This is a genomic window from Roseburia sp. AF42-8 (genome assembly GCF_003435965.1).
GTDB lineage: Bacteria > Bacillota > Clostridia > Lachnospirales > Lachnospiraceae > Roseburia_C > Roseburia_C amylophila.
Window position 1 is genome coordinate 1 of the sequence record NZ_QTVB01000052.1, and the last position, 12,486, is coordinate 12,486.

The following is a 12,486-nucleotide window of genomic DNA, read 5'->3' on the forward strand; positions in this document are numbered from 1 at the left end:
TTTATAAAAATTTTACATTTTCATTTTTCATTATGCTATAATAAAAAAAGGTATGATTTTATGCCACAATTTTATATAAGAACTACAGGAGGACACATGAATAAATTTATTATTACCACCGACACTACCGCAGATTTGCCGGCAGATTATGTAGCAGAACATAATCTTGGCATGCTGTCACTCACTTATACTATAGACGGCAAAACCTATGACTGGGAACATCCAATGGATGTCAAAGAATTCTATGCAAAGATGCGCGCCGGCTCTCTGCCTACCACCTCTCAGGTCAACCCGGAAACTGCCCGCGAAATCTTTACAAAAATTGCCACAGAAAATGACTGTGATATTCTTCACATTGCCTTTTCCAGCGGACTCAGCGGCAGCTACTCCAGTACAAAAATTGCTGCAAGTGAAATGGGAGAAGATAATTTCCCACATAAAGTCGTTGTCGTAGACTCTCTCTGTGCTTCCATGGGCGAGGGACTTCTGGTTCACAAAGCTGTCCAGATGAAAGAAAATGGTGCCACTTTAGAAGAAACCGTAAAATGGCTGGAGGAAAATAAACTACATCTGGTACATAACTTTACGGTAGATGATTTGTTCCACCTTCACAGAGGCGGACGTGTTTCTAAAACCGCTGCGGTTCTTGGTACCATGATTAACTTAAAGCCGGTGCTTCATGTAGATGATGAAGGTCATCTTATTATGGTTTCCAAGGTTCGTGGACGTAAAAAATCCCTGATTACCCTGGTTGACAATATGGAAAAGCAGATGGGCTCCTACCGTGACCAGAATGATATCGTATTTATCAGCCATGGTGATGCTTTAGAAGATGCACAGTTTGTTGCAAATCTTGTAAAAGAACGTTTTGGCATCGACAGCTTCTTAATCAATTATGTCGGTTCAACCATCGGTGCACATTCCGGTCCTGGAACGATTGCATTGTTCTATATGGGTGAATATCGATAAAACACCGGCAGATACAAACCGGTCAAAGTCAGCTTCTTACGGATGTCTGGCGAGCATGCGTTTTTTCTCGCTACTCGCGTAAATCAAAAAAGAGTTATTGTACCACGGTTTAAAATTCTGTGATAAATAACTCTTTTATTTATGTGAGAAATATGCTTTATCTGTTTCTTTATTTTTCTGCAGCTTCTTCTGCTTCTTTTTCTTCTACTTCTTTCTCATCCACTTTGATGCACAGTTCCTCTAACTGCTTCTCATCTACGATATCCGGGGCATTGGACATAAGGTCGGATGCATCCTTTACTTTCGGGAATGCGATGACATCACGGATGGAATCTGCATGTACCATATGCATAACCAGACGGTCAAGACCATAAGCCAGTCCTGCGTGTGGTGGTACACCATAGGAGAATGCATCCAGAAGGAATCCAAACTGCTCATGTGCTCTCTCTTTTGTAAAGCCAAGAACCTCAAACATTTTCTCCTGAATATCACTCTGGTGGATACGGACAGAACCACCGCCTAACTCGGTACCATTTAATACGATGTCATATGCTTTGGCACGTACTGCACCTGGATCTGTATCAATCTTATCCCAGTCCTCTTCCATTGGCATGGTAAACGGATGATGCATTGCCATATAACGATTCTCTTCATCTGACCACTCCAACAATGGGAACTCTGTAATCCAGAGGAAATTATACTGGTTCGGGTCTAAGAGGTCTAATTCTTTGGCAATTTCAAGACGAAGTGCACCTAATACATTCCATACAATTTTATTCTTGTCTGCTGCAAATAAAAGCAGGTCTCCCGGCTTTCCGTCCATTGCTGCTACCAGATTCTTCAATTCCTCTTCTGTCATGAATTTTGCAAAGGATGATTTATAGCTGCCATCTTCCTGTACAGAAAGATAAGCAAGTCCTTTTGCTCCATAGCCTTTTGCAAACTCTACCAGCTTGTCAATCTTCTTTCTTGGCATTGCGCCCTGTCCTTCTGCATTGATACCACGGACAGAACCGCCCTGCTCTAACGCACTGGTAAATACACCAAAACCGCAATCTTTTACAATATCAGATACATCCTTTAATTCCATTCCAAAACGGGTATCCGGCTTATCAGAACCAAAACGATCCATTGCTTCCTGCCAAGGCATTCTCTTAAGTGGAAGTTCTACATCTACACCGATGGCTTCTTTGAAAATGTATTTTAACAGACGCTCATTGACATCTAATACATCATCAATATCTACAAAAGAAAGCTCCATATCTGCCTGGGTAAATTCCGGCTGACGGTCTGCACGTAAATCCTCATCACGGAAACATTTTGCAATCTGGAAATAACGGTCATATCCGGATGCCATCAGAAGCTGTTTGAAAAGCTGTGGTGACTGCGGCAATGCATAAAAGCTACCCGGATGTATACGGCTTGGCACCAGATAATCTCTTGCACCTTCCGGTGTAGACTTACAAAGAACCGGTGTCTCAATCTCTAAGAAACCTTCTTTTGCCATAAAATCACGCATCAGATATGCTACTTTACTACGCAGCATCAGGTTACGCTGGATATCCGGTCTACGTAAATCAAGATAACGATATTTTAAACGAATCTCATCTTTCGTCTGGCTGTTCTCTTCAATCTGAAATGGCGGTGTCTGTGATTCTGAAAGAATACGGATACTCTCAGCAATTACCTCAATATCACCGGTCTTTAAATTCTCATTAACTGCTGCAGAACGCTTCTGCACGGTTCCTTCGACTGCAATAACAAACTCGCTACGCAGTGTTCCTGCTTTGGCAAAGCCTTCGCTTCCTACCTTTGGCTCGTCGAATACAAGCTGCAGAATTCCGGAACGGTCTCTTAAATCTATGAATATAAGACTTCCTAAATTTCTTCTTTTCTGTACCCAGCCCATGACGGTAACTTTTTCTCCAATATTGGCATTGGATACTTCTGTACATCTATGGGTTCTGTGTAATCCCTGCATGGATTCTGACATTTTTTTATCCTCCTAAAAATCTTATCAAAATCATTCCATTTTCTGCTTCTTGCAGAAAAACAGACTATCTGTTAAAAAACTCCACAAATTCTTCATAACCCTCTGCCGTAAGCTTCTCCTTCTGGAACTTCTTGTTCTTATTCATACGAACCACTAATACCTGGGTTCCTTCGGAACGTTCCTTCTGAGCCTGTGCAATTACCTTCTGCAGCTTATCAGCCGGATATCCCTTTTCGATGAGATATGCCTTCTTCGCTGCCTGTCCCGGAATCTTAAATCCGCTCTCTAAGAGCAGAAGAATGATTCTTTCAAAACCGATGGAAAATCCACATGCAGGTACATCGTTGCCGGTAAATCTTCCAACCATCTTATCATAACGTCCGCCACCACCGCAGCTTCCGCCGAACTCCGGCATAGCTATTTCAAAAATAGTTCCTGTATAATAACCCATGCCACGCACTAAAGTCGGATCAAATACCATTTTAAAATCTGCTGCCTTGGTAGCTTCTACACTGTCGATAATCTCTGTCAGGTTCTGCTTTACTTCTTCCTCTAAGAATCCTGCCTCAATTAAGGTATCACATAAGGTAACCAGTCCGTTTTCGGTACCTTCTGCTTTTTCAAATAAGGATAAGTACTTATCGACCGCTTCTTCTGCAAAGCCTTCCTTTTTCAGTTCTTCTGCGACTCCGTCCAACCCAATCTTGTCCATCTTGTCTAAGATGATAAATACAAGGTCGTAGCTTTCTTCCGGAAATCCGCTGTAAGCTGCCATTGCTTTTAAAATACGGCGTTCATTGATTCGGATTTCAAAATTCTTAAATCCAATCCTGCCGAGGGTTGTAGTTGTTGCAAGAATCAGCTCAATCTCTGCCAGATTGGACGGCTCTCCTAAAATGTCAATATCGCACTGCATGAACTGACGATAACGCCCTCTCTGAGGACGGTCAGCACGCCACACATTTCCCATCTGTAATGCCTTAAACGGGGATGGGAGCTGGTTACTGTTATTGGAATAGAATCTTACCAGTGGAACGGTAAGGTCGTAACGCATACCAAAGTCCACTACATCTTCTTCTTTTTCCGCTGTCTGTAAATTCAGCTTTTCACCACGTTTTAATACTTTGAAAATGAGTTTTTCATTTTCTCCACCCTGTTTGCTGGTGAGGTTTGCAATATTCTCCATACAAGGAGTTTCAATTGGTGTAAATCCAAAACTCCGGTAGGTCTCTTTAATTACATTCTGCACATAATCACGAATCTGCATCTCCTCCGGTAAAATATCCTTCATGCCTGTAACCGGCTTCTTACTCAATGCCATGAAATTTCCTCCATTTTCCGAGATAAGCATTTTATCTATTTTTCTTATTATATATTTGTATTCATACAGAACTATTATATTTTTCGTGTTCTGATATGTCAACCGCTTTTATTCCTTTGTAAAGAGCCGGCTCTTCCGTTCAATCATCTCATCAATCCTTGTGATATACTGTGCCACATCCTTGACATTCTCGGCACGTTCAATCCGGTGTGTGCCATCGGGATTTGGCTGTACCCAGACACGTTTCGTGGATGCACCAGCACCACAGGCTACAATACTCTGTTTCTCTTCCATAATAAGAACATTGTATACACCGGCTTTTCCCGGTGCTGCATAGCCTACGTTTTCAAAATTGCCTGCCATATTCTTCTGGCGGTATAAATAATATGGGAAAAGGCCCATTTCTTCTGCCACTTTCGAAGTCAGTGCGATATGGTCTGCGGTATTGACAATTTCAAAATCCTGATAACGCTCTCTTTGTATATTCAGCCTTGCTGCACGCTTGATGGCAAGTGAGTGAACCGTCAGATTATCCGGTGCTAACTTCCGGATTACTTCCATGGTATCTGCTACATCTGAAAGACTCTCTCCCGGAAGTCCTACGATTAAATCCATATTGATATTATCAAATCCAAGTTCTCTTGCCAGATTAAAGCTGTCTATTGTCTGCTGCACGGTATGATGCCGTCCAATCAGATCCAGTGTCTCCTGTTTCATGGTCTGTGGATTAATGGAAATTCTGCTGATATCATGATTGCGAAGCACCATAAGCTTCTCTTTTGTAATACTGTCCGGTCTTCCGGCTTCCACTGTAAATTCCACTAAATCAGATAAATCAAAACTACATTTAATTTTTCGAATCAATCTGTCTAACTGTTGTGGATTTAATGTGGTCGGTGTTCCACCACCGATATAAATGCTGTTTAATTTCTTATGTGCAAATTTGACCGCTGTATAATCCAGTTCCTTTTCCAGTGCACTTAAGTAGTCATCCATGCGGTTTTTCCAGGCTGACATGGAATAAGAAGTAAAGGAACAGTAAAGGCAGGTCGTCGGGCAGAATGGAATTCCAATATAAAGGCTGTAGCCTTCTTCGTAGTCTAATTTGTGTAAAAGTTCCAACTCCCGCTCTGCAATTTCAATACTGAGCTTTATCTTCTCATCGGAAGTAAAATACGTTTCCTTCATATAGCGGGCAATTTCTTCCTCGCTCTTACCCTCTTCTAAAAGTGCCATCGGAATCTTGGTCGGGCGGATACCGGTAAGATTTCCCCAAGGAAGCTCCACTCCGGTATATTCTGACAATAACCGATACAGTGTCCGCTTTAAACTGTTCTTGGTCTCCTTGCGGTTTGTATAATCTACTGCTACACATTTTGTAATTCCGGTCTGATTCGCATTGTCTTCCGAAGCCTCCACCCGTTTCCAGGAAAAAATGATTTCTTCCGGTGCAAACTGTACATCCATGTGATAATGTACCGGCTCTTCTTTTTTCTCCTTATCCTTCGTGGAAACATATACCTCTTCCTTTGGATAAAATGCCTTCACCAGCGAATGGATATCATATTCAAATTCTGCTTTATCTAATAATACTGTTATCATGGTTCGTCCTTATAAATACGGATTATGCATCCGCTCATAGCCTATTAAAGTGCTTTCGTCATGTCCGGTATACACGGTCACATCATCCGGCAGCGGCATCAGTTTTTCTCTGATTGCCCGGATTAAATCCGATGCACTTCCTCTTGGGAAATCAGTTCTTCCCACAGATTCCTGAAACAGCGTATCTCCGCTGAAAAGAATCTTCTCATCTGCAATATAATAGCAGCATCCGCCAATGGTATGCCCCGGTGTAAAAAATACACGGATGGAAAATCCTGCAAGATTTAATACTTCTTCGTCTTTTACGAAAATATCTGCATGATAGACCTTATGCTCTCCTATCATCCCGCAAAGGTTAAGTCCCGGGTCCTCCAAGGTCTCCCTCTCTGCCTCATGGGCATAAATGGAAATCTGGTATTTATCTGCAAGCGCTTCTGCTGCTCCTGCATGATCAAAATGTCCATGGGTCAGAAGGATTGCCACCGGTTTTGCTCCGGTTTTCTCAATCTGCTTTTCAATCAACTGTGCCTGGTCTCCCGGGTCTACCACAAGAAGTTCTCCTGTCTTATGATTTACCAGAAGATAGCAGTTGGTGCAGACTGGTCCCACAATATATCGTAATACTTCTGTCTGTTCTGTCATAATTTTCCTCTTCTATAATAATAACTGACTTTGACTTTTTTTCATAAATCAGCAATTTATTTTGCTAATGCTCTATCAGCCGGTAGTACGTTCAATATCAATCACGCTCTCTACCTGACGGATTTTTTCTATTAAGCTGCTCAATTCCTCTTTGCCTTTGGTATTAAAGGAAATAGAAATGGTCGCAACACCCTGTTTGCTGGTCTTGGAATTAATGGAACTGATATCAATTTCCCGTTCGGTGAAAATTCTGGTAATATCTACTAAAAGTCCGGTACGGTTATTACCAAATATTTTAATCTCAGCAAGATAAAGTCCATTGTCACCATGCTCTGCACCCTGCTGCCACTCTGCATCAATCAGACGCACTTTTTCCAGCTCGGAAAGGTTCATTATATTAATGCAATCGGTACGATGAATAGATACACCACGGCCTCTTGTGACAAATCCTACAATTTCATCTCCCGGCACCGGGCTGCAGCATTTGGAAAAATGCACTGCCACATCATAAAGTCCTTTTACAATGATACCACTCTTGGATTTCTGTGGAACTGCCTTATCCTTATTCTCGGAAGACACATTGTTCAATACATCCTCATCGGTAAGCTGGATTGGGTGGTCTTTCCGGTACTCCTCCAGCATCTTATTCACGACCTGGCCTTCTTTCAGTCCGCCGTGTCCTAAGGTTGCCAGTGCGGAATCCCAGTCATGGAATCCATATTTCCGCATAACCTTACTCTGATATTCCGGTTTGTTAATATCCGTAAGATTAATGGATTTTGCCTTACAATACTGGGCAATCAGTTCCTTGCCCTTCACGATATTTTCTTCTTTTAACTCACTCCGGAACCACTGGTTAATCTTATTTTTCGCCTGTGTACTCTTAACAATATTTAACCAGTCACGGCTCGGTCCCTTGGAATTCTGGGACGTGATAATCTCAATACGGTCACCGTTCTGAATCTCGTAATCAATTGGAACTAATTTACCATTTACCTTGGCTCCAATCATCTTATTTCCAACTGCCGAGTGGATACTGTACGCAAAGTCTACCGGTGTGGAACCCGTTGGCAGATTCTTGACATCTCCGGACGGAGTAAAGCAGAATACGGTATCGGAAAAGAGGTTCAAATCACTCTTTAACAGGCTCATGAACTCTTTATTATCTGACATGTCTTTCTGCCATTCCAAAATCTGGCGCAGCCAGCTTAACTTCTCTTCCTCTGATTTGGTGGTAGCCACTGTGCCGCCGTTATTGGCAGCTTCCTTATATTTCCAGTGGGCAGCGATACCATATTCTGCGGTACGATGCATCTCAAAGGTACGAATCTGAATCTCAAACGGCTGTCCGGTCGGTCCAATCAGTGTGGTGTGGAGGGACTGATACATATTCGGCTTTGGCATAGCGATATAATCTTTAAAACGTCCCGGGATTGGTTTATACATCTCATGGATGACACCCAGTGCTGCATAGCAGTCCTTGACATTATCCACGATAATTCTTATGGCAAATAAATCATAAATCTGGTCTAAGGTCTTATGCTGATTGACCATTTTCTTATAAATGGAAAAGAAATGCTTTGCTCTTCCGTCAATCTGTGCCTTGATTCCTGCATTTTCAATATGTTTACTCACTTCTTTTACAAGGCTCTGCACATAATCATCACGGACACTCTTACGAAGTGCAACCTTTTCTACCAGATCATAATATGCTTCCGGCTCCAGATACTTTAAGGAAAGGTCATCTAATTCGATTTTAATTTTAGAAATACCAAGACGCTGTGCAATCGGCGCATAGATGTCCATGGTCTCTCTTGCTTTTTCCTTCTGCTTCTCCGGCGTCATATATTTTAACGTACGCATATTGTGCAGCCGGTCTGCCAGCTTGATTAAGATAACACGGATATCCTTTGCCATGGCAAGGAACATTTTTCTTAAGTTCTCTGCCTGAACCTCGACTTTATCCGCATCATAAGATAACTGACCCAGCTTTGTAACGCCATCTACCAGAAGGGCAATCTCTTCTGAAAACTCCGAAGCAATTTCCTCTACTGTCATGACGGTATCCTCTACGACATCATGAAGCAGTCCGGCTACGATAGTCTCTTTATCCAGCTCCAGTTCCGCTAAAATAATTGCCACACACAACGGATGAATGATATATGCTTCACCGGATTTTCGTACCTGTCCCTTATGTGCCGTATCCGCTGTCTTATATGCCTTTTCAATCAAAGAAATATCCGTCGACGGGTGATATTTCTTCACGCTGGCAATCAGCTCCTGATACAAGCTCTCCGGACTGACGAATTCCTGCATAGTCTTTATGTTGTCATCCTTAGACACCACTTCATTTTCTAATTCTTCTAATTCTTCTGTTGTAATATCTGCCATAATTCACACCAACTTTTTTGCGTTTTATCCCACTTTTAACTATGATTTTTCATTATAATAAAAAATATATAAAAATGCAATCTTTTATACTTGCCATTTTCCCCCGGAAACCTTATACTTTATGGCTGAATGGCAGATTTTTTCTACCTCTTTAAGAAAGGAGTTTTCCCTTATGCATCCAGTTTTATTATTTTACAATTTAGAAAACAGCAAAGGCAGAACATTAAAAATGCTCTGCCTCCGGTTAAAAATAAAAATCCGTATTATCACCAAAGAACAATATAACCAGACTTTAGGTGCCCTCGCAGGGATTGATGGCTTCCCTTTGAAAGAAGAGGTCTATACCGGCGATGGTTTCACCGACGAAATGCTGGTATTCAAAGGCTTTGATAATGCTCTTTTAGACCGTTTCCTGGTGGAATTTAAAAAGCTTCATCTTACCAGAATCGGTCTGAAAGCCGTTCTCACGGAGCACAATATCAACTGGGATTCCATTGCACTTCATGAAGAACTCTTAGCGGAAGATAAGAAAATGCATGAAAATTAATCTTCTCCTGCAATTTCTATGGTGTATGCTGCCTGAAAGCATGCACCCTGCGCTAACGCATGTCCCCATTCCCTTTCTTCCAATCTTCCGTTAAAATGCTCTTTATCGCATCTTCCAAACCAAGGTTCAATGGCTGCATATGGTGCATTCTTCTTCTCTGCTGACCAGAGTCCAAATAACGGAGTTTCCGGGAAATACACATTTTTCCTTGCCGGTATTCTTAATGTTCCATGTGATTTCCAGTCTGTTGCCATTCATATGATAGATTAATTCCATCTCATAAGTCTTTCCCTGATAATGATAGACTCCGTCTTTTAAGCTTCCAACAATCGGAAACAGATTTGGTGCACTCCGTTTGTAATACTCCGGATTGCTGCACCACATGTACTCAATGTTACTTTTCTTTCCAAGCACAGATTTCAGTTCTGCCCCAAGGGACTCAACTTCCACCTTCATGCTCGCGTTTTCCATGGAATAACGCATATTCTCTCAACCTTTTTTCTCGTATTCTATGATCTGACATCACAGTATCCAGCACCTGATAAAATCGTCTGCTGTGATTTGCTTCTACCAGGTGTGCCAGTTCATGAGCAGCAACATATTCTGCGCATTCTAACGGAAGGTCTGCCAGTACTTTATTCAAAGTAATGGATGCCTTTGCCTTGCAGCAGCTCCCATAGCGGCTGGTCATGCTGCGGAATCTGACCGTTGGCATAGAAATATGATAAGCCTGAAACAATTCATACTCCCTCAGCAGTATATCTCTTAAATACTGCTCTTTCTGCCGGTTCCACTCCAGTGCATCCACATCTATCCTCTGCTGATTTGCAAGCTTCTTTTGCATCATGCGGATCCACTCCGCCTTGCTCTGCACAAATGCATCCACTTTCTTTTTGCTCATGCGATAGGGCATCGTTACTGTCACTACGCCATTGGCTTTTACCCGGATGATAATATTCTTTACTTTTTTTGGTGTCAGTTCATATTGTATTGTATTCTCCATTCCATTATTATAGCTTTCTGGTGCAGGCACTGACAAGCCTTTTTCTTGTTTTCCTTTTGCTATTTCTGTCGTATCATTTTATACTGTTACTCCGCCTCTGTCTCCGGGGCAGCCGCTGCTTTTCCCAGGGCATCATCAATGGCGTGAATCAGCACCATGGACGTATACTGGTTATCATCGGAATAGCTGAGATTATCCGTTGACTGATTTTCATATATCTGTTCTTTCAAATTATCCAGTGCCGGCTGCATCAACGGATACATTGCGGTTACAGTTTCATCGAGATTTACCAGCGAAATGGAATTGATTTTATTCTCATCCACCACAACCTCCACATCCACGGTTTTATCATTAAATATGATGGAAGACGTATATACCCTGCCACATATTTCATGGTCTCCCGGCTCTCCTCATCTTTATCCGGAGAAAACATATAGACCAACAATAATACCAGTAATATTCCAAGTACCGCAAAAATTCCTGTGTAAATCAGTTCCTTCATATGAAGCACTACAATCTTTGTCTTTGCACTCAAGGGAGTCCTCCTGCTTTTCTGCTTATTGTATTTTATGTGAAAACTTTTCTAATATTACACTTGACAAACCCTTTTTCTTATAGTATAGTAAATTTCGTGCTCAGCACAAATGCGATAGTGGCGTAGTTGGTAACGCGCGACCTTGCCAAGGTCGAGACCGCGGGTTCGAGCCCCGTCTATCGCTCTATTTTTTATAGATGCTGTAAGCCTTGATTTATGCGGGTTTACAGCATTTTTCTAATTCTTAAATTCTTGCTTTCTTAACCAGATTTTCGCTATTTAGGGTTAAGAAAATGTCTTTCATTTAATGCCTATTTTGCAACCGCTAAATTTGTTCCTACATAATAATTCTTTTCTGCAACCTTTTGTGTGTTTCCAAATATGCTTGATGCTAAAATAATATTTCCATTTGTCGCATTTATTACTTCCGTAAGAAGGTTTTTTAGGAAAAGAATACTTTGATAAAATTTTTAACCTTTCTGTCATTTCATGTGCCAATCGTACATCTTCGGATAAAATTTTATCTTAACAACTAAGGTCTGCTCTGCTGCAATTCCTTTGTAATCACAGCTGTATTTGGAATAACTCATTCCATGACGGCAGGTATATTTTGCTTCATCCAGTGATTTGCCAACCGGCTGCCAGGAAACACTCCAGTAATCTCCGTCTTCTTCATCGCGGATATATACATAATGTCCCGGACGATCCATTGGAACTCCATTCGCCCGGAATCTTGTTACACGATGATACTCCGGTGTCTTGTAAAACATATAGCCCCCGCTGTATGATTTACGACCACACAGGTATCTTTTACGCCAAGGTAGTTTGTCCAGGATGCCAGCAAATCCACCCGGTCAATTACATATTCTCTTTTCTCATTGTCAAAATGTCCGTATTGCTTGATGGTAAACTGTCTTTCCAATGTTTGACAAAGGCACTGTATTGTTCGTCAACTATGGATGCATGATAAGGTCTGTTAGGGGCACTTAGAATTTCGTCTGTTATCCGGCAACGCTGGCACAGGGAAGTGCCAGCGAGGCGCATTTGAACATGGATGTGAATTTGCGCCGGTTGCCGGAATGGATACTATTTATAACGAAATTCTTAGTGCCCCTTGCAGATTTTATGTTGCATCCGTAGTTGACGGACAGTGCAGTGCCCCCGTCAAAGCAACGGAAAGACAGTTTACCATCAGGCAAAACCGATATTTAAGAACTGCTGGCATTCCAGTGCATATCATCCAGATGCCCTTCGATATCCAAACTTTTTTAAATAAATATATTTTTCTTCCCAATTGCCTGTTATATCGGATATCAAAAAGGGACAGCAATTAAATGGTGTGACCCCAAAAAGTTAGACTTTTAAGCGTAGCAGTTTTATTGGCTGCTACGCTGTTTTTATGCAGCCAAGAGGCTAAGCCTGTATTGCACAGGACTCATCCATCCTAGTTTTTCTTTTATTCGTTGTTCGTTATAATACTTTA

Annotated in this window: 10 protein-coding genes, 1 tRNA gene and 2 pseudogenes; 3 read left to right on the forward strand and 10 right to left on the reverse strand. The window is 41.7% G+C overall.

Going from position 1 to position 12,486, the window contains the following annotated elements:
* Positions 1 to 96: 96 nt before the first annotated feature.
* Complete coding sequence (locus DW059_RS13615; RefSeq protein WP_117699153.1) at positions 97 to 969, forward strand: DegV family protein; 873 nt, start codon at positions 97 to 99, stop codon at positions 967 to 969.
* Between the two features lie 169 nt (positions 970 to 1,138).
* On the opposite strand, the gene aspS is transcribed toward DW059_RS13615, so the two are convergent.
* The 5 genes from aspS to DW059_RS13640 form a co-directional block, all read right to left on the reverse strand.
* On the reverse strand, positions 1,139 to 2,962 hold the full coding sequence (gene aspS, locus DW059_RS13620) for an aspartate--tRNA ligase (RefSeq protein ID WP_117699154.1): 1,824 nt from the start codon (positions 2,960 to 2,962) through the stop codon (positions 1,139 to 1,141).
* A 64-nt stretch (positions 2,963 to 3,026) separates the two neighbouring features.
* On the reverse strand, positions 3,027 to 4,283 hold the full coding sequence (gene hisS, locus DW059_RS13625) for a histidine--tRNA ligase (RefSeq protein WP_117699155.1): 1,257 nt from the start codon (positions 4,281 to 4,283) through the stop codon (positions 3,027 to 3,029).
* A gap of 108 nt (positions 4,284 to 4,391) precedes the next feature.
* Positions 4,392 to 5,885 carry a coproporphyrinogen dehydrogenase HemZ gene (hemZ, locus tag DW059_RS13630; protein WP_117699156.1) on the reverse strand — a complete coding sequence of 498 codons (1,494 nt, stop codon included), beginning with the start codon at positions 5,883 to 5,885 and terminating at the stop codon, positions 4,392 to 4,394.
* Between the two features lie 9 nt (positions 5,886 to 5,894).
* On the reverse strand, positions 5,895 to 6,527 hold the full coding sequence (locus DW059_RS13635; RefSeq protein ID WP_117699157.1) for an MBL fold metallo-hydrolase: 633 nt from the start codon (positions 6,525 to 6,527) through the stop codon (positions 5,895 to 5,897).
* Positions 6,528 to 6,602: 75 nt separating this feature from the next.
* Positions 6,603 to 8,918, reverse strand: a complete 2,316-nt coding sequence (locus DW059_RS13640; protein WP_117699158.1) for a RelA/SpoT family protein — start codon at positions 8,916 to 8,918, stop codon at positions 6,603 to 6,605.
* A gap of 172 nt (positions 8,919 to 9,090) precedes the next feature.
* Between DW059_RS13640 and DW059_RS13645 the strand changes: the two genes are divergently transcribed.
* Positions 9,091 to 9,465 carry a DUF3783 domain-containing protein gene (locus DW059_RS13645; RefSeq protein WP_158552127.1) on the forward strand — a complete coding sequence of 125 codons (375 nt, stop codon included), beginning with the start codon at positions 9,091 to 9,093 and terminating at the stop codon, positions 9,463 to 9,465.
* A 126-nt stretch (positions 9,466 to 9,591) separates the two neighbouring features.
* Here DW059_RS13645 and DW059_RS13650 read toward each other — a convergent pair whose 3' ends face one another.
* The 3 genes and pseudogenes from DW059_RS13650 to DW059_RS17700 all read right to left on the reverse strand — a co-directional run bounded on the left by DW059_RS13650 (position 9,592) and on the right by DW059_RS17700 (position 11,003).
* The gene (locus DW059_RS13650) at positions 9,592 to 9,921 is read right to left on the reverse strand and encodes a hypothetical protein (RefSeq protein ID WP_158552128.1); all 330 of its coding nucleotides are present in this window, start codon (positions 9,919 to 9,921) and stop codon (positions 9,592 to 9,594) included.
* The gene (locus tag DW059_RS13655; RefSeq protein ID WP_117699161.1) at positions 9,905 to 10,498 is read right to left on the reverse strand and encodes a M48 family metallopeptidase; all 594 of its coding nucleotides are present in this window, start codon (positions 10,496 to 10,498) and stop codon (positions 9,905 to 9,907) included. The genes DW059_RS13650 and DW059_RS13655 overlap by 17 nt, the downstream gene beginning before the upstream one ends.
* A gap of 56 nt (positions 10,499 to 10,554) precedes the next feature.
* Positions 10,555 to 11,003: pseudogene (locus DW059_RS17700) on the reverse strand (hypothetical protein).
* Positions 11,004 to 11,114: 111 nt separating this feature from the next.
* Here DW059_RS17700 and DW059_RS13665 point away from each other — a divergent pair.
* Positions 11,115 to 11,187: transfer RNA gene (locus DW059_RS13665), tRNA-Gly, on the forward strand.
* A gap of 313 nt (positions 11,188 to 11,500) precedes the next feature.
* Here DW059_RS13665 and DW059_RS13670 read toward each other — a convergent pair.
* Together DW059_RS13670 and DW059_RS13675 are read right to left on the reverse strand one after the other, a co-directional pair.
* A pseudogene (locus tag DW059_RS13670) lies at positions 11,501 to 11,907 on the reverse strand (GH36-type glycosyl hydrolase domain-containing protein); the annotation flags it as partial.
* A gap of 493 nt (positions 11,908 to 12,400) precedes the next feature.
* Positions 12,401 to 12,486, reverse strand: an 86-nt coding sequence (locus DW059_RS13675; protein WP_147326059.1) for an IS3 family transposase, incomplete at its 5' end; no start/stop codon positions are given.